This window comes from Tsuneonella dongtanensis (genome assembly GCF_001698205.1).
In the GTDB taxonomy this organism is placed as follows: Bacteria; Pseudomonadota; Alphaproteobacteria; order Sphingomonadales; family Sphingomonadaceae; genus Tsuneonella; species Tsuneonella dongtanensis.
Genome location: NZ_CP016591.1, coordinates 2980128 through 3003236 on the forward strand (window position 1 = coordinate 2980128; position 23109 = coordinate 3003236).

The window sequence follows — 23109 nt, forward strand, 5'->3', positions numbered from 1 at the left end:
CATCCTGGAAAGCGACGCAAAGTCTACACCTCAATCGCTGGTGGAGCCTATCGGGATCGAACCGATGACCCCCTGCTTGCAAAGCAGGTGCTCTCCCAGCTGAGCTAAGGCCCCGTAAGCGACAAGAGGTGGTGGGCCTGAGAGGATTTGAACCTCTGACCTCACCCTTATCAGGGGTGCGCTCTAACCAACTGAGCTACAGGCCCACGCTAGCCCTGCCGGCCGAAAGGCCGCGAGGGCGTGAGCCAGCTCAGGCGTCACACGCAAGGCAAGCCCGCGGTGATTTTCCAGTGATGAAAGGACATGAGGACGACGGCAGTGTTCTTTGGAAAGGACGAAGCACTTCCGGGAGCAAGTCCCGGCGCTTTCGGCCGTATCCTTAGAAAGGAGGTGATCCAGCCGCAGGTTCCCCTACGGCTACCTTGTTACGACTTCACCCCAGTCGCTAAGCCCACCGTGGTCGCCTGCCTCTCTTGCGAGTTAGCGCAACGCCTTCGGGTGAACCCAACTCCCATGGTGTGACGGGCGGTGTGTACAAGGCCTGGGAACGTATTCACCGCGGCATGCTGATCCGCGATTACTAGCGATTCCGCCTTCATGCCCTCGAGTTGCAGAGGACAATCCGAACTGAGACGGCTTTTGGAGATTAGCTCACCCTTGCGAGTTTGCTGCCCACTGTCACCGCCATTGTAGCACGTGTGTAGCCCAGCCTGTAAGGGCCATGAGGACTTGACGTCATCCCCACCTTCCTCCGGCTTATCACCGGCAGTTTCCTTAAAGTGCCCAACTGAATGATGGCAACTAAGGACGAGGGTTGCGCTCGTTGCGGGACTTAACCCAACATCTCACGACACGAGCTGACGACAGCCATGCAGCACCTGTCACCGGTCCAGCCGAACTGAAGGAAAAGATCTCTCTAATCCGCGACCGGGATGTCAAAGGCTGGTAAGGTTCTGCGCGTTGCTTCGAATTAAACCACATGCTCCACCGCTTGTGCAGGCCCCCGTCAATTCCTTTGAGTTTTAATCTTGCGACCGTACTCCCCAGGCGGATAACTTAATGCGTTAGCTGCGCCACCCAAGTTCCATGAACCCGGACAGCTAGTTATCATCGTTTACGGCGTGGACTACCAGGGTATCTAATCCTGTTTGCTCCCCACGCTTTCGCACCTCAGCGTCAATACCTGTCCAGCGAGTCGCCTTCGCCACTGGTGTTCTTCCGAATATCTACGAATTTCACCTCTACACTCGGAATTCCACTCGCCTCTCCAGGATTCTAGCAATCTAGTTTCAAAGGCAGTTCCGGGGTTGAGCCCCGGGCTTTCACCTCTGACTTGAATCGCCGCCTACGTGCGCTTTACGCCCAGTAATTCCGAACAACGCTAGCTCCCTCCGTATTACCGCGGCTGCTGGCACGGAGTTAGCCGGAGCTTATTCTCCAGGTACTGTCATTATCATCCCTGGTAAAAGAGCTTTACAACCCTAAGGCCTTCATCACTCACGCGGCATTGCTGGATCAGGCTTTCGCCCATTGTCCAATATTCCCCACTGCTGCCTCCCGTAGGAGTCTGGGCCGTGTCTCAGTCCCAGTGTGGCTGATCATCCTCTCAGACCAGCTAAGGATCGTCGCCTTGGTAGGCCTTTACCCCACCAACTAGCTAATCCTACGCGGGCCCATCTAAAGGCGATAAATCTTTGGTCCGAAGACATTATCCGGTATTAGCACCCCTTTCGGGGAGTTATTCCGAACCTAAAGGCAGGTTCCCACGCGTTACGCACCCGTGCGCCACTAGACCCGAAGGTCTCGTTCGACTTGCATGTGTTAGGCATGCCGCCAGCGTTCGTTCTGAGCCAGGATCAAACTCTCAAGTTTGTGTCACTCACCTATCAGCCACGATCCGAGGATCGTCAGACCGACAAGCAAGAGCTTCAAGGAGCCGATACCTGCACTGTCAAACGTAATGGATACGAATGAACATGCATCATCAAGACCGCCGTGGAGGCGATCAGGATGTGGCAATCGGCTTGTTTTAACAGGTATCCGGAGCCTTAAAACCCCCGGACCTGGCGCCGTCGCCCACATGTCCCTTCATCAAAAACCAACGATGTCAAAGAGCCACTCAACATTATAAGGCGGACAGCGATGGTATCCCCGATTTACACCGGGGGACCGGCTATCCGACTATGTTGGCGACCGAGCGAGTGAGGCAGTCCGAAAACCGTCAGCACCGCGTCGGTGAGGGGCCATATATGGAGGGCTCTGAGTCGGGTCAACGCCTTTTTGCAATTTTATTTCGTGGCCGCCTGCTGTCGCTGTTTTCCAAGGGTTTTTTCGCGGGAATGCGCCTCTCCGGGGGCTTTGGGGGCCGAATCGCGCCCACCTTTCGATAACCTTTTCCCAGAGTCGCATTGCTGCTGAGCTCTCCTCGGCAAATCTTCACCTTTCCCGCGTATCACGCGCGGCGAAATGTCCGTTACCAACCCCGCACCTGCGACCACCGAAGTCCAGCCGCGACCCGCTTCAGGCCTGGCCGAGCGCGTGCGCAGCGCGCTCGCGTGGCGATGGGGCACGCAGGTGCTGGCGCAGGCGATCACGTGGGCCTCCACGATCCTCGTCGTGCGGTTGCTGGTCCCCGCGGACTACGGACTCTACGCCATGACCCAGGCGGTCGTCACCGCGCTGGCGTTCCTCAACGGCCAGAGCTTCGCGACCTCGCTCATCCAGACCGACAGGCTCGACGAGCGGCGGATCGGGCAGGTGTTCGGGATGCTCCTTCTGCTCAACGGCAGCCTCGCGTTGGCCCAGGTGCTGCTGGCCCCATACGCGGCCCGGTATTACGGCGAGCCGCTGGTCGCCGACATGCTGCGGGTGCAGGCCTTCATCTTCCTCACCATCCCATTCGCGGCGCTTCCGCAGGAACTGCTCGCACGGCGGATCGAGTTTCGCAGTCAGGGCCTCGTCAATCTCGGTTGCGCGGTCGTGGGGGCGACGACGGCGCTTGTCCTCGCATGGCAGGGATTCGGCGTCTGGGCGCTGGTCTGGGCACCGGTGGCGATGTTCACGACCCGCGCGATCGGGATGACGCTCGCGGCCCGGTTGCTCGTCCGCCCGGTGTTCGACTTCCGCGGAGCGGGCGATCTCTTCACCTTCGGAGGAGCGCTGACGCTCTGCCAGTTCCTCTGGATCGTGCAGAGCCAGGCCGACATCGTGATTGCCGGGCGCAGTTTCGAACCGCACGAGCTTGGTCTCTATGCCGAGGCGCTGTTCCTCACCCTGATCATCACCGGGCGATTCCTGCCGCCGATCAACGAGGTCGCCTTCCCGACCTATTCCGAACTCTACAAGACGCGCCAGCCGCTGGGGCCCTTCTTCCTGCGCATACAGCGGATGGTCGCGCTCGTGGTCATGCCCGCGTACCTTGGCCTCGCGCTGGTGTCCGGGCCCGCCGTCCTCACTCTGTTCGGCGAGAAATGGGCCGAGATGGCGCCCATCGCGGGAGGGCTGGCGCTCGCCATGCCGGCGTTCGCCCTGCAGATCGTCTGCAGCCCCGCGACCAACGGGATGGGCAGGCCGCAAACCTACATGGCCACCAATGGCGCGGGCGCGGTGCTTTTCCCGTTCCTGTTCCTGGTCGGAGTGGAGGCTGGGCCATGGGGCCTCGTCGCCGCCTGGTGGATCGGGGCACCGGCCCTCCTTGTCTTTACCTGGTCGCTTACCCTGCCGCAGATCGGCGTGCGATGGCGCGACCTGGCGCGGGCGCTTGCCCCCGCCATATTATCGACGGCGATCATGGTCGCAGTGGTCACCGCCGCGCGCGCCGCGCTCCCGGCGATGCCGCCTCCGGCCGAGCTGGCCGTGCTGGCATCGATCGGTGCCGCCACATACCTGGCGGCGCTGGTCCTCATCGCGCGCGACACCGTTGGCGAGATCATCGCCTTCCTGACACGGCGCGAACTTTCCCCGGCCTGATGCGCGTGGCGCGGACCCCGCGCCCGTGCTATCGTGCTGGCGAGAGGAATCCGTCATGGCCAACCGTCCGGCCGCGATCGCCAGCATAACCTTGGCGCTGCTGCTCGGTGCTGCCGCACCTCCCGTGGCCGAAGACCGGCCCTACACGCTTATCGACGGCGAACCCCAGGCCGCCCCGGGAGAGGTCGTGGCCGGAGACGCCGACCGCTACAATCGCATGACCGTGCCCGTCACGATCGAGGGCAAGGGGCCCTTCCGCTTTATGATCGACACCGGCTCGCAGGCGACCGTGGTCAGCCGCCATCTTGGCGAGCGGCTGCAACTGCCCTCGCTCGGCCAGGCCACCGTCGTCGGCATGGCTGCCCGCAAGCGCGTGAACCTGGTCCGACTCGACGGGCTCGAACTGGCCTCGCGGATGTTCGACAACCTGCACGTCCCCATGCTCGAAGCGCAGCACATCGGCGCCGATGGAATACTGGGCCTCGATTCGCTGCAGGACCTGCGCGTGCTGATCGACTTTCGCGCCGACAGCATCGCTGTCGACGATGCCAAGGCACTGGGTGGCAATCGCGGCTACGAGATCGTCGTGCGCGCGCGCAACAAGCTGGGGCGCCTGATCATCACCGACGCGGAGATCGACGGGGTCCGAACCGCGGTCGTGATCGACACCGGCTCGCAAGGATCGATCGGCAATCTCGCGCTGCAAACGCGCCTGCGCGCGCGGCGCGGCAAGGAAGTGACCTCGACCGACGTTACCGGCACCGAGATCACCGGCCGGCTCGACATCGCGCGCACGCTGCGGATCGGCGCCCAGGGCGGACGGGGCCTGACGCTGGAGGGCCTGTCGGTCAGCTATGCCGACGCCCCCGCCTTTGCCGCGCTCGGCCTGGGCGCCAAGCCGGCGATGGTTCTGGGCATCGAGGACCTGCGCCTGTTCGACCGCGTGGCGATCGACTTTGCCGAGCGTACCGTCCTGTTCGACCTGCCCAAGGGATCGCTCCGCTCCATGCCGGTCGAATTGCGCGACGACATGAAGCGGCTCTGACGCCCGCTCCCGGTCGAAGCCCCACGCTTGCCTAACCCTGCGCCGCCGCCCACATGGGTCGCGATGCCGCCCGACCAGACCCCGCCGACGCCGCCCGACTACGACGGCTGGGCCACGCTTCGGCGCTTCCTGCCCTATCTCTGGCCGCAGGGTCGCGGCGATCTGCGCACGCGGATCGTAGTGGCGCTGGTGCTGGTCCTGCTCGCCAAGGCAGTCGTGCTCGCGACGCCGCTCGCGATGAAGAAGGTGGTCGACACGATGGCCGCCGAGGGCGATCCGCTGATGTGGGTCGCGATGAGCTTCGTCATCGCCTTCGTCGCCGGACGTCTGCTGGGCGGCACGTTCGACAACATACGCAACATCGTGTTCGAGCGCGTCGGCCAGGAAGCGACCCGTGTGCTGGCCGAGGATACCTTCTCACGCCTGCACAAGCTGTCGCTCCGCTTCCACCTGTCGCGCCGCACGGGCGAGATCACCAAGACGATCGAGCGCGGGACCAAGAGCATCGATTCGATGCTCTATTTCCTCCTTTTCAACATCGCCCCGACCATCGTCGAACTGCTGGCCGTCGGGGTGATCTTCTACCTGATGTTCGGCTGGCCGCTGGTCGCCGCGACCGCTGCGACGGTCGTCGTCTACATCGCCGCCACCCGCTGGATCACCGAATGGCGCACCGCGCTGCGCAAGAAGATGAACGACCTCGATGGAACGGCGCTGGCCCGCGCCGTCGATTCCCTGCTCAATTACGAGACGGTCAAGTTCTTCGGCGCCGAAGCGCGCGAGCGGGAACGATACGGCAACGCCGCCAGCGCCTACGCCAAGGCGGCGATCAAGTCGGAAAACTCGCTGGGCGTGCTCAACATCGTCCAGTCGCTGATCATGAACGCGCTGATGCTGTTCGCCCTGGCGTTCAGCGTCTGGCAGTGGAGCAAGGGGCGCCTGACGGTCGGCGACCTGGTGGCGGTGCAGACCTACCTGACGCAGCTGTTCCGCCCATTGGACATGCTCGGCTTCGTCTATCGCACGATCCGCCAGGGGCTCATCGACATGGCGGCCATGTTCAAGCTGATCGACACCGATGTCGAGGTTTCCGACGTACCCGGCGCGCCCGCGCTGGTCATCGCAAGGCCGACCGTTGCCTTCGAGGACGTCGTTTTCGGCTACGAGCGCGATCGCACGATCCTCCACGGACTGTCGTTCGAGGTGCCGGCGGGTGCGCACTACGCGATCGTCGGTCCATCGGGCGCGGGCAAGAGCACGATCGCCCGGCTGCTGTTCCGCTTCTACGATCCGTGGGCAGGGCGAATCCGGATCGACGGACAGGACATCGCCAGGGTCACGCAGGATTCGCTGCGCGCCGCCATCGGGATCGTCCCGCAGGACAGCGTGCTGTTCAACGACACCATCGGCTACAACATCGCCTATGGCCGCGACGGCGCCACCCACGAGGATATTGTGCGCGCGGCGAATGGGGCGGCGATCCTCCCCTTCATCGAAAGCCTGCCGCAGGGCTTCGAAACGGAAGTCGGTGAGCGGGGCCTCAAGCTGTCGGGCGGCGAGAAGCAGCGCGTCGCGATCGCCCGCACGCTCGTGAAGGATCCACCGATCCTTCTTCTCGATGAGGCCACCAGCGCCCTCGACAGCCGCACCGAACAGGACATCCTGGCCACCCTCCACCGGGTCAGCGAGCACCGCACCTCGATCAGCATCGCGCACCGGCTTTCGACCATCGCCGACGCCGACCGCATCCTCGTGCTCGAATCGGGCAGGCTCGCCGAAAGCGGGAAGCATGCCGAACTGCTGCGCCTGGACGGTCTCTATGCCGAGATGTGGGCGCGTCAGCAGGCGGAGGTCGAAGAGCCGGAGATCGTGCCGGCATGACCGGATTCGTCCTCTCCGACATGCTCGCCCGCGGCGGCACGCTGGCGCTCCTGGCGCTGTGGAGCTGGATCTTGCTGCGCGACCATCGCACCGTGCTTGCCGCCCGGATCGCGGTGGCGATGAACGTGGCGATCGCGGGACACGTGCTCGCGACCATTCCGAACGATCCTTTCCCCTCGATGCTGAATGCAGCGTTCGATTCGGTGTCGGTGACGACATCAGCCTGGTTCTACCTGTTTGCCCGCGCGTGGTTCGGCGACGAGCGGCGGATTCCGCTCGCTGCCTGGCTCGGGGTGCCGTGGCTGCTCGCCATCGTGGTGCTCATCTATGCCCAAGGCTCGTACCGCGAACCGGCGACCCTTTGGCTGCAGTTGGTCCTGCGCGTGAGCATGGCGGCCTATGCGTTGGCCGGACTGTGGATCGCCTGGCGGGGACGCGCCGACGATCTCGTCGAGGTGCGTCGCCGCCTGCGCACGCGGCTGGTCGGAGTGATCGGCGCGTTCGTGATCGCCATTGTCGGTCTCGAAACGCTGGTCTCGTTGGGTGCCCTTCCCGATATCTCGCGCTCGCTCATCGAATTCGGCGTCACCGCGCTGACGTTCGCCTTCTGCGCGCGGATGTTCGGCACCCGCCGGTCGGACCTGTTCGGCCCGCCACAACGTTCGGCGGTCGAGCACGGTACGTCTTCCACCGACTACCAGCCGCTTGTCGAGCGCCTGCGCGCCCACATGGCGGCCGAGAAACCCTACCGGGACGAGGGGCTCACGATCGCAGCGCTGGCGGCGCAACTGGGAGAGCCCGAGTATCGGCTTCGCCGCGCGATCAACGGCACGCTGGGCCATCGCAATTTCCCGCAGTTCCTCAACAGCTATCGGCTCGACGAGGTGCGCGCGGCGCTCGCCGACCCGGGGCAACGCGAAGTACCGATCCTGACGATTGCGCTCGATGCCGGTTTCGGTTCTCTGGGTCCCTTCAATCGCGCCTTTCGTGATGCCGAGGGCACGACACCGAGCGCCTGGCGCGACCGGGCGCTGGCCGATTCCGAAATCGGCTAGCCGATTTCGGCAAATGCGAGGATGCTGCGAGCTGCCGGCGGCAGAGGGCCCGTCAACGCCAACTGCCCGATGAAGGTGCTGTCATGCTCGATACCGGTTTCGTCCCCCTCGACGTCCTCTCCGAACGGGGACTGGAATTCTTCACTTTCGATTTCGTCCGCTACCTGATCGCTGCGGGGAGCGTCAGCGTAGTCATCTGGGTCATTGCCCGCAGCCGCTTTGCGGGTCGCCGCATCCAGACCCGGCACGCGCGATGGAGCGACCGCCGACGCGAGGTGCTCCAGTCAATCCAGGCGGTCGCGGTCTATGCGGTGGTCGGCAGCTTCGTGTTCTGGGGCGTGCAGGAAGGCGTGCTCCAGCGGCTGGACGTATCGTACAGCTGGCCCGCCTACCTCGGGCTCGCCGCGGCGATGATCGTCGCGCACGACGCCTACTTCTACTGGGTGCACCGGGCAATGCACCACCGCTTGCTGTTCCGCTGGTTCCACCTGCCCCATCACCGGTCGATCACGCCGACGCCGTGGGCAGCCTACAGCTTCGCCATCCCCGAGGCGCTGGTGATGGCGCTCTTCGCTCCGCTATGGCTGTTCTTCGTGCCGACCCCCGGCGAAGTCGTGCTGGCCTGGCTCATGTTCCAGATCTTCCGCAACGCGATGGGCCACGCCGGTTTCGAGCTGCACCCGCGCTGGTGGCTTTCGACCCCGCTGACCCGCTGGATCAACACGACGACGCACCACGACCTCCACCACAGCGGCGGCTTCAACAAGAACTACGGCCTCTATTTCACCTGGTGGGACAAGCTGATGGGCACCGAGCATCCGCGCTATGCCGAGACCTTCGCAAAGGTGACCGGTCGCGGCGCGCCAAGCGGGAACACGGCGACCGAGTCGACCGTCGCCATGGCCGCTTTCTAGTCGATTGCACGCGTCCGGGTGCCGCATTAGACCCACGGCTTTCGCGGATCGCCTGATCCGCAAAGCCTGGGACACAGACCACATGAGCAGACTGACCGCGCTGTGCGCGCTTCTTTCGACCGTCGCGATACCCGCAATGGCACAGGACACACCGGCCGAAACGCCCGCCGTGCCGGTGCCGGCCGCTATCACGGCCGAGCAGGTGCCGCCGATCCCGGTGACGCTGGCCGCTCGCGTCCGTCCCTACCTCGAATCGCGCGGTGCCGGGTTTGCGGGCTGGGACCCGAACAAGCGCGCGATCCTCATCAACACACGCTTCGCCAACGTGTCGCAACTTCACCGCGTCGAGATGCCGATGGGCGCGCGCACCCAGATCAGCTTCGAGGCGGAGCCCGTCGGCGGCAGCTACGCACCGCAAAAGGGGGACGTGCTCGTCGTTTCGAAGGACCGTGGAGGCGATGAATACTACCAGATCTACACGCTCGACAGCGGTCGGCTCAGCCTGCTGACCGATGGCAAGAGCCGCAACGGCGTCAATGCCTGGTCGAATGACGGCCAGATCCTCGGGTTCAGTTCGACCCGGCGCAATGGGCAGGACAACGATCTCTACGTGATGGACCCGCGCGATCCCGCGTCTTCGCGCATGGTGGCCGAGGTCAAGGGCGGCGGGTGGTCGATCCGCGGTTTCTCACCCGACAAGCGCACCGCCTACGTCGCCGAATACAAGTCGGTCCAGAACGCCGACCTCTATCGCCTCAATCTCGCCTCCGGAAAACTGACCCCGGTCGGCAACACCGCCGCCGACATCGCCTATGGCGGGCTGCGGGTGGCGCAGGATGGGACGCTCTGGACGACCAGCGACGAAGGTTCCGACTTCAAGCGCTTGGGCCGGCTCGATCCCGCGACGGGGAAATTCTCCCCCGTATCGACCGAGCGGTGGGACGTCGCCGGATTCGACCTGAGCCATGACGGCAAGACGATTGCCTATGTGGTGAACGAGGCGGGATCGGATCGCCTCCGCCTGCTGGATATCGCGTCCGGCGCTGTGCGCGCGGTCGATGCGCTTCCCGCCGGCCAGATCGGTGGGCTTGAGTTCGCGCCATGGGGCGAGCTCGGCTTTTCCCTTAGTGCGGCCAAGAGCGCGAGCGATGTCTGGTCGCTCGATCCGGCGACCCTGCAGCTTACCCGCTGGACGCAGAGCGAGACCGGCGGGCTCGATCCCAGCGTCAACGTCGAACCGCGCATCGTCACCACCAAGAGCTTCGACGGTCTCGAGGTGACGGGCCTGCTCTACCTGCCCGATCCGGCCAAATTCTCAGGAAAGCGACCGCTGATCGTCAATGTCCACGGCGGGCCTGAGGCGCAGAGCACCGCGGGGTTCCGCGGATCGACCAATTACTACCTCAACGAGCTGGGCATCGGCGTATTCTACCCGAACGTGCGCGGTTCGACCGGTTACGGCAAGACTTTCGTCAGCCTCGACAACGGGCCGTTCAAGCGCGAGGATTCGGTCAAGGACATGGCCGCGCTGATCGATGCGGTACGCGCCGATCCGCGCGTCGATGCCGCAAGGGTCGGCCTCACCGGCGGCTCCTACGGCGGATACATGTGCTATGCCGCCGCGGTGCAGCTCAAGGACAAGCTGCGCGCAACACAGTGCACGGTGGCGATCAGCAATTTCGTCAGCTTCCTCGAGAATACGAATCCCTACCGCCAGGACCTGCGCCGCGTCGAGTACGGCGACGAACGCGATCCGAAGCAGCGCGCGAAGCTGATGGAGATCAGCCCGCTCACCCGGGTGAACGAGATCGAGAAGCCGATGTTCGTCATCACCGGCGCCAACGATCCGCGGGTGCCGAAGTCGGAAGCCGACCAGATGGTCGCGGCGATCCGCGCCAACGGCCACGAGGCGTGGCACGTGGTTGCGGCCGACGAAGGCCACGGGTTCGCCAAGAAGGCCAACGCCGACTACGCGTTCCTCGCCCAGCTGGCGTTCTGGGAGAAACATCTGCTGGACAAATGACCCGGCGGCGGCCGCGGCTCAGGCGCGCGCCGCCATCTCATCGTCGTCATCCGTCCCGCCGCTAAGGCACGCACCGACCTCTTGCGAAGCGTGTAGGACCGCGCCGTGCCGTGAATTCGGCACGGCGGAAGCCAAGCGTGAGCGACGGGCGGGAAAAATCAGTCCTCCGGCATTCCCGGATAGCGCTTGAATTCGGGCAATTCGTGCGCGGTTTTCATGTACGCGAGCCGCTCGGCGACCTGGATGTGCACTTGCGGAGCGAGGCTTTCCGGTTCGTCGAGGGTGGCCGACTGGATGTCGACGATCCCGGGCAAGGTCTCGGCGTTGCGGAAGAACAGCCCGGTCCCGCAGGTGGGACAAAAGCTGCGCATCGAAGCACCCGAACTGTTGAAAGTGGTCACTTCGCCCTGCTCGACGACCAATTCGTCTTCGGCGAAGGCTGCCCATGCCACTGCCGGCGCGCCTGCGCTCTTGCGGCAGTCGCTACAGTGGCACAGCGCCACGTGCTGCGGTTCTCCTTCGACGCGGTAGCGCACGGCCCCGCAATGGCATCCACCCTTCGGCATCGCATGCTCCCTTCGTCCAATACGACGAACATAACAGGAACAATTGCTACCCGCTAGAGGATGTATTTCGAAAGATCGGTATCGCCGGCAAGGTCAGCGAGCCGATCACGCACATAGGCGGCGTCGATCGTCACCGTTTCGCCCACGTGATCCTCGGCCTCGAAGCTCAGTTCCTCGAGCAGCTTCTCCATCACTGTCTGGAGCCGCCGCGCGCCGATGTTCTCGACGCTTTCGTTCACCTGCGCGGCAATGCGGGCGATCTCGGCAATCGCATCGTCGCCCAGTTCGAGGGTCACCTTCTCGGTCCCGAGCAGCGCCTTGTACTGGGTGACAAGGTTGGCGCGGGTTTCGGAGAGGATGCGGACGAAGTCTTCTTCCGACAGTGCGCGCAGCTCGACGCGGATCGGCAGGCGGCCCTGGAGTTCGGGCAGCATGTCGCTCGGCTTGGCAACATGGAACGCGCCGCTGGCGATGAACAGCACGTGGTCGGTCTTCATCGGACCGTACTTGGTCGAAACGGTAGTGCCTTCGATCAGCGGCAGCAGGTCCCGCTGCACGCCCTCCCGGCTGACCGATCCCCCGCGCACGTCCGATACCGCGATCTTGTCGATCTCGTCGAGAAACACGATGCCGTTGGTCTCGGCGTTCTGGAGCGCGACGCGGGCAACGTCGTCCTGGTCCATGCGCTTTTCGGCTTCCTCGTCGACCAGTTTGTCCCACGCATCGGGGACCTTGAGCTTGCGGCGCTTGAGGTTCTGCTTGCCCATCGCCTTGCCGAGCATGTCGGAGAGGTTGATCATGCCGACCTGGCCGCCCATCCCGCCCATGTCGAAAGGCATGCTCGGCGCTTCCTCGACCTCGATCTCGACCTCGGTCTCGTTCATCGCGTTCTCGACGATGCGGGCACGAAAGCTCTCGCGAGTCGCCTCGCTGGCGTTCTCCCCGACGAGCGCCTTGAGCAGGCGATCCATCGCCGCCTTGCTCGCGGCCTCACGCACGGCCTCGCGGCGGCGGTCCTTCTCGAGACGGATCGCTTCCTCGACGAGGTCGCGGGCGATCTGCTCGACGTCACGCCCGACGTAGCCGACTTCGGTGAACTTGGTCGCCTCGACCTTCACGAACGGGGCTTCGGCAAGCTTCGCCAGCCGCCGGCTGATCTCGGTCTTGCCGCAGCCGGTGGGGCCGATCATCAGGATGTTCTTCGGCGTCACTTCGTCGCGCAGGTCGGCGGAGAGCTTCTGCCGGCGCCAGCGATTGCGCAGCGCCACTGCGACAGCGCGCTTGGCGTCTTTCTGGCCGATGATGTGCTCGTCGAGCGCGGCGACGATCGCCTTGGGGGTCAGGTTGTCCATAATTCTCAGACGGTTTCCAGGGTGACCTGGTCGTTGGTGAAGACGCAGACTTCGGCCGCCACCGCCATGGCGCGGCGGGCGATCTTCTCGGCGTCGCTCTCGTAGTCGGACAGCGCCCGCGCGGCAGCGAGCGCGTAGTTGCCGCCCGACCCGATCGCGGCGATTCCGCCTTCGGGCTCCAGCACGTCGCCGTTTCCGGTCAGAACCAGCAGCACGTCCTTGTCGGCGACGATCATCAGCGCCTCGAGGTTGCGCAAGTACTTGTCGGTCCGCCAGTCCTTGGCGAGCTCGACCGCGGCGCGCATGAGCTGGCCGCTGTATTGTTCGAGCTTCTTCTCGAGGCGTTCGAACAGGGTGAAGGCGTCCGCCGTCGCCCCGGCGAACCCGGCGACCACGCTGCCATCCTTGCCGATGCGGCGTACCTTCTTCGCGTTGGGCTTCATCACGGTGTTGCCCATCGACACCTGTCCGTCGCCCGCGACGACGGTCTTGCCCTCGCGCTTCACGCCGATGATGGTGGTACCGTGCCACGGCACCAGGCCGTGGGCAGAATGTCTCTCGTCCATGCTGCGCGATATGGGGCGCAGCCCGGAAGGGTCAAGCGCCCGACAGGCTGCGCTACGGACCGCCCGGGCCGCCCGGCCCCTGCGCACCGGGTGCGCCGACCGCGCCGATGTTACCAAACAGGTCCTCGAAGAAGCCGCGCTCGCGGCCGAGCGTCGGGGTCCTGTCGCCATCAGGCGAGAGGTAGACCACCTTGTCGATGCCCGATCGCTCGACCGAGGCGACGTTGCCCGCGGCGTCGAATTCGATCGCCAGGACCGAATGGGTCCCGATCCGCGGGCGGCTGAACGGCTTGCGCTCGTTGAGGCTCGATACGTAATACCAGGTCGGCTGGCCGAACTGGCTCTCGAAGCTCGGGTGGCCGAGCGCAGCCTGGACCGACTGCTTGTTGTCGATGCCGGGTTGGACCGACTGGGTCAGCGTGGGATCGGCGATGAAGCCGCGGCTTTCCCTGATCGACGAGCAGCCGCCCGCGGCCAGCGTCGCCGCCGCAAGAAGGCTTGCGCCAAGGAACCGAATTGCCGTCATCGTCATGCCTCTTCGTGTCGTCCAACACCCGCGCCTTAGGCAAGCGCGAGGGCGCTGGCAATCGCGCGGAAGGCGCCAGCTGTGCGCTCGCGCTTGAATTGCCGCTGAATGCACGCGACATGGGCGCTCGATGAGCATCCTGACCCGCCTATTCTCGTCCGCACCCGACCCTCGCGAAGCGCTGCGACCGCTTTGGCAAGCCATCGTGGCAGAGGCCCGGCAGCCCGCGTGGTATGCCGACGCGGGGGTCGCCGACACGGTGAACGGACGGTTCGAAATGGTCTCGGCCGTTTTCGCGCTGGTGGTCCTGCGGATGGAGACCGGCGAAGGTCTGGCGAAGGAGACGGCGCTCCTGACCGAACTCTATGTCGAGGACATGGAGGCCCAGCTGCGCGAGTTCGGCGTCGGCGATGTCGTGGTCGGCAAGCGCATGACCAAGCTGATGGGCGCGACCGGGGGGCGCATCGAGGCCTATCGCGGCGGGATCGCCAACGGCCTTCCCACCATGACCGAGGCGGCCGCGCGCAACATGCCGTTGGTCGATGGCGCTTCGGCGGAGCAAGTTGCCGAGCGCCTGCTGGCCCTTTGGTCACGCCTGCAGGCCATTGCGGACGCCGCGCTCCTTGCCGGCGAAGTGGCGCGATGAGCGCGGTGGAGTTCAGCCGGATCGTGAAGGTCCGCCCGCAGCCGCCCCAGCACATCGACCTTAACGCCGGCGAAGCCGAGCGCAGCGCGCTGGCGGTTCGTTTCGGCATTTCCGAGGTGCGCGGCCTCTCCGCGACGCTGTCGTTCGAAGCCGACGGGCCCGCGGTCTCCGCCAAGGGCCGGATGACCGCCGAGGTCGTCCAGACCTGCGCGGTTTCGGGCGAGGATTTCGCGGTGCGGATCGACGAGCCGCTCGACCTGCGCTTCGTGCCCCAAGGCAGCTTGACCGTCGACGAAGAAGAAGAAGTCGAGCTGTCGTCGGACGATCCCGACGAGATCGAATACGACGGCGAGAGCTTCGACGCGGGGGAAGCCGTCGCGCAAAGCCTCGGGCTCGCGATCGATCCTTACGCCGAGGGACCCAACGCCGATCTGGTACGGCGCGAAGCCGGCATCGTAGATGAAGATGCGCCCACCGGCCCGCTCGCCGAAGCGCTTGCTGCGCTCAAGCGAAGCTGATCCTCGATCAGAACGGGATATCGTCGTCGAGGTCGTCGTAGTTGGAACCGCCGCCGGCACCTGCGCCGCCCGAGGCCGCACCGCCGCCACCCTGGCTCCACCCGCCGCCGCTCCCGCTCGACCGACCGTAGTCGCCGCCGCTGCCGCCGCCGCGCTGGCCGCCGCCGCCCGGTGCGCCGTCGAGCATCGTCATGACCGCACTCGGGCCCTGCAACACGACTTCGGTCGAGTACCGGTCGTTACCCGACTGGTCCTGCCACTTGCGGGTCTGGAGCTTGCCCTCGATGTAGACCTTGCTTCCCTTGCGCAGGTACTGCTCGGCAACCCCGACGAGGCCCTCGGAGAAGATCGCGACGGTGTGCCACTCGGTCTTTTCCTTGCGTTCGCCGGTCTGGCGATCCTTCCACGTCTCGGATGTGGCGATCCGCAGGTTGCAGACCTTTCCGCCGTTCTGAAAGCTGCGCACTTCGGGGTCGGCCCCCAGATTGCCGATCAGCATGACCTTGTTGAGGCTGCCCGCCATTTTACCTGCATTCCTTCGCTAGAGTGTCGACCGCGCTAGAGCCCGAGGGCAACAGCGGTCCAATAGGTGATTCCCGCGAAGATGTAGGCCAATCCGAACAGGTAGGCCAACATGAAGGCCGGCCATTTCCACCCGTTCGTTTCGCGTCGGGTGACGGCGATGGTCGAAAGGCACTGCGGCGCGAAGACGAACCAGGCGAGGAAGGCGAGCGCGGTCGGCAGGCTCCACTTCGCCGAAAGCTGGCTGGCGAGCCCTGCGGCGGCAGCCTCTTCGTTCGGAGCGTCGACCGCATAGGTGGTCGCAAGGCTGGCGACCGCGACTTCGCGCGCGGCCATTGCCGGGATCAGCGCCAGCGCGATCTCACGGTTGAAGCCGATCGGCTCGACCAGCACCGCGAGGCCCTTGCTGATCTGGCCCGCGGCCGAAGCCTCGACCTGGCTTTCGCCCGGTGCGGCCTTGGGAAAGGTGAGCAGCAGCCAGAGCACGATCGTGACGGTGAAGATGATCGTGCCCGCGCGCCGCAGGAACACCCAGGCACGTTGCCACAACCCGATGAGGAGGTCCTTCACGAGCGGCATCTGGTAGCGCGGAAGCTCCATGATGAAGCCGCTCGCCCCGCCCTTCGCGACCGAGCGCCTGAGCACCAGTGCGGCGAGCATCGCGCCGACGATCCCGGCGACGTAGAGCCCGAACAGCACAAGACCCTGCAAGCCGATGCCGGGACCGACCGTCGTCGCCGGGATGAATGCCGCGATGATCACGGCATAGACCGGCAGCCGCGCCGAACAGGTCATCAGCGGAGCGATCAGGATCGTCGTCAGGCGGTCCTTGGGATCGGCGATCGACCGGGTCGCCATGATGCCGGGGATCGCGCAGGCGAAACTCGACAGGAGCGGAATGAAGCTGCGGCCCGAGAGGCCTACTCCCTGCATCATCCGGTCCATCAGGTAGGCCGCGCGGGCCATGTAGCCCGATGCCTCCATCGCCAGAATGAAGGCGAACAGGATCACGATCTGGGGCAGGAACACGACGACCGAGCCAACACCGGCGAGCACGCCTTCGGTCAGAAGATCGCGGAGGAAACCGGCGGGCAGCGTGGCGCTCACCCAGCCCGAGATGGCGCCGATGATCCCTTCGAGCCCGTCGGCGAACGGCGTCGCCCACGCAAACACTGCCTGGAACACCACGAACAGCAGGGCGAACAGGATCGGCGGCCCGATCCAGGGATGGAGCAGCACCTTGTCGAGCCCGGCATGAAGGCGGTGCTGCGCAGTCTCCGAGAGGATCGCCGCCTTGGCGATGTTCGACGCCGCCAGCCGGCGCTCGGGCAGCGTCAGGTGTGGTTCGGGCTGAGGTTGCATCGATTGTGCGCGCTCTTCGGCCGCCTCGATTGCGCCCGCCAGCTCAGCGAGGCCGCGCCGCCGCACGGCGACTGTGGGAACGACCGGAACCCCGAGAGCCTGCGACAGGGCTGCCGGATCGAGCACCAGTCCGTCACGCTCGGCCAGATCGACCATGTTGAGCGCAACCACGGTGGGCCGGCCCAGCTCGATCACCTCCTGGGCGAAGACGAGATGCTGTTCGAGGTTCGCGGCATCGAGGACGACGATCAATACCTCGGGAGTGGCCTCGCCGGCGAATTCGCCGTGAACGACCTTGCGCGTGACTTCCTCGTCGGGGCTCGACGGTTCGAATGAATAGGCCCCGGGAAGGTCGATAAGCTCGACCGGTTCGCCGCTGGGAAGGACCAGCCGCCCCGCCTTCCGCTCGACCGTCACCCCGGGATAGTTCGCGATCTTCTGCCGCGCGCCGGTCAGCGCGTTGAACAGGGCGCTCTTCCCCGCGTTGGGATTGCCGACTAGGGCGGCGGTTCGAAGGCGGGTCACAGGTACTCGACCTCCATCGCAGCCGCATGCGAGCGCCTGAGGGCCACCGTCATCCTGCCGATCATGATCGCGAGCGGATCGCGTCCGCCGAAAACCCCGCGATGCGCCACCGCCACGCGCGCACCCGCATCGAGGCCGAGCGCGCGCAGCCGGACACCGTCTTCGGGGGCAAGCCGCCCCCAGTCGACCGCCACGATACGGGCGCGGGTGCCGGGTTCGAGACCTTCGAGCGTCATCGAAGCGCGGTTAGGAAATGCCCGCGCTAATTGCAAACGATTATCAATAAAGGGTCAGCGAGCGGGGTAACGCAGCCTGCCGAGGAACCGTGTCACGCTGAACCGTTCGGCATCCGGACGCAGGAACTGGGCTTTGGCCTTTTCGAACCGCATCACACCGTCGATCCGCCGGTCGAGGAAAGCGCGGGTATCGGCCTTGCCCTCGCTTTCGTCGTCGACGAACACCGCCAGTGTCGCGGCGTAGATGCTGCCGAGGATCGCGCGCTTGGTGTAGTGGTTGTGGTCGGTCGAGGTATCGCCTGCGAGCCGCCACATGGCATCTGCGCTCGCCCATCCGAGCTTTCCTGCCCGCACCGCGTTCTGCGGCATGGCCATGATGGCAAGGGCCCGCCGGAGAGCCTCTACACGGCCGGCAATCGCATCGAGCCGTGCCTGCACGAGGCTGCGAATGCGCTCGCGGATCTTCATCGCGGCCAGCGCCTCCGGCGGCAGCGCGGCGAACATGGCGACATCGACGCTGGCGATCCACGCCGCGATCATGTCCATCGCCCCGTCCGGATAGGCGAGCCGTGCGACATCGGCATCGACACCCTCGATCTCGCAGGCCGAGACCAGCGCGGCATCGCTCCAGCCATCGAATACGGCCGCATCCGCAATCGCCGGTGCGAGCGCGAGCTTGAGCTCGTCGAGCGTCAGGTCCGCAGCGGCGATGCTCACGTCAGGCGCCCGGTCCGTAAGTGCCTTTGTCCGCGCCCTTTGCCTTGCGCTCGGTTTCGGCGCGCTCGATCTCCGACAGGACCCCGGCAGACGGACCCATAAGCGTCGCATAATCGCGCGCCGAACGCCCCGAGTTGTCGGTACGATCGGCGCTCGCGCCATGCTTCAGGAGCAAGCGTACGATCGCCATGTCGCGCCGGTGGACCGCTGCGATCAAGGGCGTTTCGCCTGCTGCATTGGTCGTGTCGATGCGTCCGCCCGCCTTGACCAGCCGCTCCACGCCCTCGACGAAGCCGAGGCTGGCTGCGATCGTCAGCGGGGTCACACCGTTCTTGTCGGCGATGTTCGGGTTGGCGCCCCGCTCCAGGAGGAACTTGGTCCATAACTCGTCGCGACGCTGGACCACGTAATGCAGCGCGGTTTCACCGTTGGTAAGGTCGCGCGTGTTGACGATGGTGGTGCCGGGCTCGTTGAGGAACTTGGTCGCCTCGGTCCCGTCGCGCTCTTTCACGGCCTTCAGGAAGTTATACGAATCGGAAAACTGCGCCGACGCCGGAGCCGCCACGCCGGATACCGCCAGCGCCAGCGCCAGCGCCAGACCTGCCTTGCGGATAACGCCCCGTCGCATCTTTCCTGTCTCCGTAACGGCCCTATCTTCGGGCCATGAAGTGCCCTTGCCGCCAACCGGTTAGCAGACCATGAACCGACGCGCCATGCCCCGAACCACGTCCCGAACGATGCGTACTCTGACTGCGTTTTTCCTCCCACTCGCACTGGTCGCGTGCCAGCCCCCCGCCGAAGAACCGCCGCTGGCCGGCGCCGACATCGGCGGACCCTTCACGCTGGTCGACCAGTCCGGCAAGACGCGCACGTGGGACGATTTCCGCGGAAAGTACGCGATGGTCTATTTCGGGTACACCTATTGTCCGGACGTCTGCCCGACCGACATGCAGCGCTCGTCGCAAGGCCTGCGCCAGTTCGCAAAGGCGAACCCTGCCGAGGCAGGCAAGGTCCAGCAAGTGTTCGTGACTGTCGATCCCGAGCGCGACACCCAAGCCGTGGTCGGCGAATTCGCGTCCGCCTTCGGGAAGGACATCGTCGCGCTCACCGGCACGCGCGAGCAGGTCGATGCTGCGGCCAAGGCGTTCCGCATCTACCACGGCAAGGGCAAGGTGGAAGAAGGCGGAGCCTACCTCGTCGACCATTCGAACATCGTCTACCTGTTCGGCCCGGACGGGGAGCCGATCGCCACGCTGCCCGCCGACAAGGGCGCCGACGCCGTGGCGCAAGAGCTTGAACGATGGGTGCGCTGAGGGAGCGATTCTGGGACCGGCCGCTGGCCGAACTGACCCGCGAGGAATGGGAGGCGCTCTGCGACGGTTGCGGCCGGTGCTGCCTCCACAAGCTCGAAGACGACGAAACCGGCGAGATCGCCCACACGAACGTGGCCTGCAAGCTGCTCGACACCGCTACGGCGCGGTGTAGCGACTATCGGCACCGCCGGGCCTTCGTGCCCGACTGTCTGCGCCTTACGCCCCGGATCGTCGACCAGGTGACCTGGCTTCCGGACAGCTGCGCCTATCGGCTGCGCGCGGCCGGGCGCCCGCTGGCCGAGTGGCATTATCTCGAGTGCGGCGACCCGTCCGCGGTCCATCGCCGCGGACCGGGCGTGGCGGGACGCGTCGTCAGCGAGACGGTGGCGGGGCCGCTCGAGCATCACGTGGTCGATTGGCCCGACGCCGAGGAAACACTGTCGTGATCGACTGGCTCCGCCGCGAGGCCCTTGCGCCCGAGGTGGAAATCGGCGGGAGAACGCTGCCGGTCGCCATTCGTCGGAACGCCCGGGCGCGGCGGCTGACTTTGCGGCTCGCCCCGGATGGAAGCGAAGTGCGCGTAACCCTGCCGAAGTGGTGCGCGAGCCGCGAGGCGCTGGCCTTCGTCCACGCGCGAACCGACTGGCTTGCCCAGCAGCTCGACAAGGTGCCACAGCACGAGCCGCCGCGACCGGGAGGGACGCTCCTCTATCGCGGCGAGGAGCTCCGGATCGACTGGCGCGAGGGCGGACGCCGGACCCCGGTGATCGAAGGCGCGGCAGTCACTGTGGGCGGACCGCCGGACAATCTCGAGCGACGTTTGCGGCGCTGGCTCGAGCGTGAGGCGATCGAAGCGATGGGAGCAGACCTGGCGTTCTACGCCGCCCGCGCGGAGATCGCGTTACCTTCATTGAGGCTGACGAGCGCACAGCGGCGCTGGGGCAGCTGCTCCACCGGTGGGACGGTGCGGATCAACTGGCGGCTGATCCAGGCGCCTGACCACGTCCGCCGCTCGGTGGTCGCCCACGAGGTCGCGCACGTGCTCCATTTCGACCACAGCCCGGCGTTCCACGCCGCGCTGGCGCGAATATTCGAGGGCGATGTCGCTGCGGCGGACGCCTGGATAAAGACCCACGGCCGCAGCCTTTACACCCGCTTCGGCTAGCGCGGAGCCGGAATGCGCCCTATTTAACGCCCATGCGAAGACTGCAGCGCCTCAATCCCGGACCCGGAATCGCGGACTTCTGGGCCGAGTTCAAGCGGCCCAATCCCTATCGCTGGCCAATCCTTGCGACATCCGCACTGCTCACTGGCTCGCTCCTGTTCCTGCTGACCGATCGTGCGGTCAGCCTCAACTGGATGGTCGGCGGCGTGCTCGCGCTGATCGGCGGGGTCGCGCTCGCGGCGATGATCGCGGAGCGCGTGCGCATCCGATTCGGTATCCTTCTGCTCGCCGCGATGATCCCGGCCGCGATTTTCTGGCAGTTCGGCAAGGAGCGTTGGCGCATTCCACCTGCCCCTCCCGAGGTCACATATATCTCGACCTTCGAGGAAGGGCGGACCGACGCCGAGATTGCCGAGTCCAACCGTGCCAATCAGGCCGTGCAGGATCGGCTCCGCGCCGAACAGAAACAGCGCGAGGAAGAAGCCAAGGAGGCCTATCGCGCGCTTGGCCGCGCTTCAGGACTCGACGTCGACGCGATGGAACGGCGGATCGCCGAAGAGCAGGCGCAAGGCGCACCCACGGACCGGCCGGTTGCAGACCCCGCCGAGTGACGACGACTGGCTGGCCGCCGCCGCGCGCCTCGCTGCGCGCGGCCGGCCGCTGTCGCGTCCCAATCCGGCAGTCGGCTGCCTGATCGTCAGCAATGGACGCGTAGCAGGGCGCGGATGGACCCGCGAAGGGGGGCGCCCCCATGCCGAAGCGATGGCGCTCGACCAGGCGGGCGACGCGGCGAAGGGCGCCGACATCTACGTCACGCTTGAGCCCTGTGCTCACCTGTCGGATCGCGGGCCTGCGTGCGCCGACCTCCTCGCGGCAGCCGGACCCGCGCGCGTGATCGTCGGAGTCGAGGATCCCGACCCGCGTACGGCGGGTGCCGGCATCGCACGATTGCGCGCGGCGGGGATCGAGGTTCGCTCGCTCGCCTGCAAGGCCGGGGAGGATACCCTTGCCGGCTACCTCGCCCGCGCACGCCTGGGCCGCCCCCACGTGACGCTCAAGCTCGCCATGTCGCTCGACGGATGCATTGCACTGGCCGACGGAACGAGCCGGTGGATCACCGGGCCCGGAGCGCGCGCGCACGTCCATGCGCGGCGGGCGCGGGCCGACGCGATCCTGGTCGGCGGGGGAACCTGGCGCAAGGACCAGCCCAAGCTCGATGTGCGCCTGCCCGGCCTCGAGGCCCGCAGCCCCCGGCGAGTGGTGCTGAGCCGCGACACGGCACCTCACGGAGTCGAGGCAGTCTGTACACCGGATGCCATCGCCGCGCTCGAGGGTGTGCAGTACCTCTACGTCGAAGGCGGCGCGCAGACGGCGGCCGCATTCCTCACCGCCGACCTCGTCGACCGGATCGAAGTCTACCGCGCCCCGATCGTGATCGGTGACGGGCTGCGCGCAATTGCCGGAATGGACATTGGCGACCTGTCCGAAACGCATGGGCGCTGGCAGGCCGTCGAGCAGGCACAGCTTGGCAGCGACGCTTTCACCGCCTATCGCCGCACGCGTTAGAAGGGGCCCCGAGAAACCTATGTTCACCGGCATCGTCACCGCCGTCGGCACGATCGAAAGCGTCGAGCAGCGCGGCGACATGCGCGTACGCGTGGCCTGCCCGTGGGACCCGGCGCGGATCGTCATCGGCGCCTCGATCGCCTGCGCGGGCGTATGCCTGACAGTGGTCGAGAAGGGCGGAGAACCGGGCGATGCGTGGTTCGCGGTCGACGTTTCCGCCGAGACGGTGAGCCGGACCGCCAGGGGCATGTGGACCGAAGGCGCCCGCATCAATCTCGAGCCATCGCTGCGGGTTGGCGACGAACTGGGCGGGCATATCGTCTCGGGCCACGTCGATGCGGTCGGTACGGTCTCCGACTGGGAGCCCGAGGGCGATTCGATGCGCGTGACGATCGCGGCACCCGCGGCGCTCGCACCGTTGATTGCGGCCAAGGGCTCGATCACCGTCGATGGCGTGTCGCTCACGGTCAACACGGTGAAGGATTACCCCGACGGTTCGGTCCACTTCGGGCTCAACCTGATACCGCACACCGCCGAGGTGACGACGCTCGGCGAACTGGCGCAAGGGTCCGAGGTCAACCTCGAGATCGATACCGTCGCGCGCTACCTCCAGCGACTGGAGAGCCTGCGGGCCTGATCCAC

At 65.8% G+C, this 23109-nt stretch carries 23 protein-coding genes, 2 tRNA genes and 1 rRNA gene; 14 read left to right on the forward strand and 12 right to left on the reverse strand.

Annotated features, from left to right (window positions below):
* Window positions 1-38: 38 nt before the first annotated feature.
* The 3 genes from A6F68_RS14415 to A6F68_RS14425 form a co-directional block, all read right to left on the reverse strand.
* Window positions 39-114: transfer RNA gene (locus A6F68_RS14415), tRNA-Ala, on the reverse strand.
* Between the two features lie 15 nt (window positions 115-129).
* Window positions 130-206, reverse strand: a tRNA-Ile gene (locus tag A6F68_RS14420).
* A gap of 177 nt (window positions 207-383) precedes the next feature.
* Window positions 384-1872: ribosomal RNA gene (locus A6F68_RS14425) — 16S ribosomal RNA — on the reverse strand.
* A 594-nt stretch (window positions 1873-2466) separates the two neighbouring features.
* Between A6F68_RS14425 and A6F68_RS14430 the strand changes: the two genes are divergently transcribed.
* The 6 genes from A6F68_RS14430 to A6F68_RS14455 all read left to right on the forward strand — a co-directional run bounded on the left by A6F68_RS14430 (window position 2467) and on the right by A6F68_RS14455 (window position 10887).
* Window positions 2467-3969 carry a lipopolysaccharide biosynthesis protein gene (locus A6F68_RS14430; protein ID WP_067681661.1) on the forward strand — a complete coding sequence of 501 codons (1503 nt, stop codon included), beginning with the start codon at window positions 2467-2469 and terminating at the stop codon, window positions 3967-3969.
* A gap of 55 nt (window positions 3970-4024) precedes the next feature.
* Window positions 4025-5014, forward strand: a complete 990-nt coding sequence (locus tag A6F68_RS14435) for an aspartyl protease family protein (RefSeq protein ID WP_084001859.1) — start codon at window positions 4025-4027, stop codon at window positions 5012-5014.
* 63 nt (window positions 5015-5077) lie between these two features.
* The gene (locus A6F68_RS14440; RefSeq protein ID WP_067681663.1) at window positions 5078-6895 is read left to right on the forward strand and encodes an ABCB family ABC transporter ATP-binding protein/permease; all 1818 of its coding nucleotides are present in this window, start codon (window positions 5078-5080) and stop codon (window positions 6893-6895) included.
* Window positions 6892-7950 carry an AraC family transcriptional regulator gene (locus A6F68_RS14445; protein ID WP_067681666.1) on the forward strand — a complete coding sequence of 353 codons (1059 nt, stop codon included), beginning with the start codon at window positions 6892-6894 and terminating at the stop codon, window positions 7948-7950. Before A6F68_RS14440 ends, A6F68_RS14445 begins: the two co-directional genes overlap by 4 nt.
* Window positions 7951-8033: 83 nt before the next feature.
* Window positions 8034-8864: a sterol desaturase family protein gene (locus A6F68_RS14450; RefSeq protein ID WP_067681669.1), complete on the forward strand. Its 831-nt coding sequence runs from the start codon at window positions 8034-8036 to the stop codon at window positions 8862-8864.
* 82 nt (window positions 8865-8946) lie between these two features.
* Window positions 8947-10887: a S9 family peptidase gene (locus tag A6F68_RS14455; RefSeq protein WP_067681672.1), complete on the forward strand. Its 1941-nt coding sequence runs from the start codon at window positions 8947-8949 to the stop codon at window positions 10885-10887.
* Window positions 10888-11045: 158 nt separating this feature from the next.
* Here the strand turns inward: A6F68_RS14455 and A6F68_RS14460 are convergent, their stop codons facing one another.
* Genes A6F68_RS14460 through A6F68_RS14475 form a run of 4 tightly spaced genes read right to left on the reverse strand, consistent with a single transcriptional unit; the run spans window position 11046 to window position 13903 of the window.
* Window positions 11046-11453, reverse strand: a complete 408-nt coding sequence (locus tag A6F68_RS14460; RefSeq protein ID WP_067681675.1) for a GFA family protein — start codon at window positions 11451-11453, stop codon at window positions 11046-11048.
* Window positions 11454-11506: 53 nt separating this feature from the next.
* Entirely contained in the window at window positions 11507-12808 is a 1302-nt protein-coding gene (hslU, locus tag A6F68_RS14465) for an ATP-dependent protease ATPase subunit HslU (protein WP_067682781.1), read from the reverse strand.
* A gap of 2 nt (window positions 12809-12810) precedes the next feature.
* Window positions 12811-13371: an ATP-dependent protease subunit HslV gene (hslV, locus tag A6F68_RS14470; protein WP_067681676.1), complete on the reverse strand. Its 561-nt coding sequence runs from the start codon at window positions 13369-13371 to the stop codon at window positions 12811-12813.
* 52 nt (window positions 13372-13423) lie between these two features.
* Entirely contained in the window at window positions 13424-13903 is a 480-nt protein-coding gene (locus tag A6F68_RS14475) for an outer membrane protein assembly factor BamE (RefSeq protein ID WP_067681677.1), read from the reverse strand.
* A gap of 124 nt (window positions 13904-14027) precedes the next feature.
* On the opposite strand from A6F68_RS14475, the gene A6F68_RS14480 reads away from it, so the two are divergent.
* Together A6F68_RS14480 and A6F68_RS14485 are read left to right on the forward strand one after the other, a co-directional pair.
* Window positions 14028-14543: a ubiquinol-cytochrome C chaperone family protein gene (locus A6F68_RS14480; RefSeq protein WP_067681680.1), complete on the forward strand. Its 516-nt coding sequence runs from the start codon at window positions 14028-14030 to the stop codon at window positions 14541-14543.
* Window positions 14540-15061, forward strand: coding sequence for a YceD family protein (locus A6F68_RS14485; RefSeq protein WP_067681684.1), 522 nt, complete (start codon window positions 14540-14542; stop codon window positions 15059-15061). Before A6F68_RS14480 ends, A6F68_RS14485 begins: the two co-directional genes overlap by 4 nt.
* 7 nt (window positions 15062-15068) lie before the next feature.
* Here A6F68_RS14485 and ssb read toward each other — a convergent pair whose 3' ends face one another.
* From ssb to A6F68_RS14510, 5 genes are read right to left on the reverse strand one after another with little or no spacing between them, the layout of a single operon-like run.
* Window positions 15069-15584: a single-stranded DNA-binding protein gene (gene ssb / locus A6F68_RS14490; protein WP_067681686.1), complete on the reverse strand. Its 516-nt coding sequence runs from the start codon at window positions 15582-15584 to the stop codon at window positions 15069-15071.
* A gap of 35 nt (window positions 15585-15619) precedes the next feature.
* A complete protein-coding gene (gene feoB / locus A6F68_RS14495; RefSeq protein WP_067681689.1) occupies window positions 15620-17470 on the reverse strand; it encodes a ferrous iron transporter B in 1851 nt (616 codons plus the stop codon).
* The gene (locus tag A6F68_RS14500; protein WP_067681692.1) at window positions 17467-17706 is read right to left on the reverse strand and encodes a FeoA family protein; all 240 of its coding nucleotides are present in this window, start codon (window positions 17704-17706) and stop codon (window positions 17467-17469) included. Before A6F68_RS14500 ends, feoB begins: the two co-directional genes overlap by 4 nt.
* Window positions 17707-17760: 54 nt before the next feature.
* Complete coding sequence (locus A6F68_RS14505; RefSeq protein WP_067681695.1) at window positions 17761-18423, reverse strand: COQ9 family protein; 663 nt, start codon at window positions 18421-18423, stop codon at window positions 17761-17763.
* Window position 18424: 1 nt separating this feature from the next.
* Window positions 18425-19051 (reverse strand): ankyrin repeat domain-containing protein, encoded by a 627-nt coding sequence (locus A6F68_RS14510; RefSeq protein ID WP_067681697.1) that lies wholly within the window; start codon window positions 19049-19051, stop codon window positions 18425-18427.
* A 109-nt stretch (window positions 19052-19160) separates the two neighbouring features.
* Between A6F68_RS14510 and A6F68_RS14515 the strand changes: the two genes are divergently transcribed.
* Genes A6F68_RS14515 through A6F68_RS14540 form a run of 6 tightly spaced genes read left to right on the forward strand, consistent with a single transcriptional unit; the run spans window position 19161 to window position 23104 of the window.
* Window positions 19161-19736 carry an SCO family protein gene (locus A6F68_RS14515; protein WP_232308161.1) on the forward strand — a complete coding sequence of 192 codons (576 nt, stop codon included), beginning with the start codon at window positions 19161-19163 and terminating at the stop codon, window positions 19734-19736.
* A complete protein-coding gene (locus A6F68_RS14520) occupies window positions 19724-20182 on the forward strand; it encodes a YcgN family cysteine cluster protein (protein ID WP_067681702.1) in 459 nt (152 codons plus the stop codon). Before A6F68_RS14515 ends, A6F68_RS14520 begins: the two co-directional genes overlap by 13 nt.
* Complete coding sequence (locus tag A6F68_RS14525; RefSeq protein WP_067681705.1) at window positions 20179-20901, forward strand: M48 family metallopeptidase; 723 nt, start codon at window positions 20179-20181, stop codon at window positions 20899-20901. The genes A6F68_RS14520 and A6F68_RS14525 overlap by 4 nt, the downstream gene beginning before the upstream one ends.
* Before the next feature lie 32 nt (window positions 20902-20933).
* Window positions 20934-21512: a hypothetical protein gene (locus tag A6F68_RS14530; RefSeq protein ID WP_067681708.1), complete on the forward strand. Its 579-nt coding sequence runs from the start codon at window positions 20934-20936 to the stop codon at window positions 21510-21512.
* Window positions 21493-22467 carry a bifunctional diaminohydroxyphosphoribosylaminopyrimidine deaminase/5-amino-6-(5-phosphoribosylamino)uracil reductase RibD gene (ribD, locus tag A6F68_RS14535; protein ID WP_067681710.1) on the forward strand — a complete coding sequence of 325 codons (975 nt, stop codon included), beginning with the start codon at window positions 21493-21495 and terminating at the stop codon, window positions 22465-22467. The genes A6F68_RS14530 and ribD overlap by 20 nt, the downstream gene beginning before the upstream one ends.
* A gap of 19 nt (window positions 22468-22486) precedes the next feature.
* Window positions 22487-23104 (forward strand): riboflavin synthase, encoded by a 618-nt coding sequence (locus A6F68_RS14540; RefSeq protein WP_067681712.1) that lies wholly within the window; start codon window positions 22487-22489, stop codon window positions 23102-23104.
* Window positions 23105-23109: the final 5 nt, after the last annotated feature.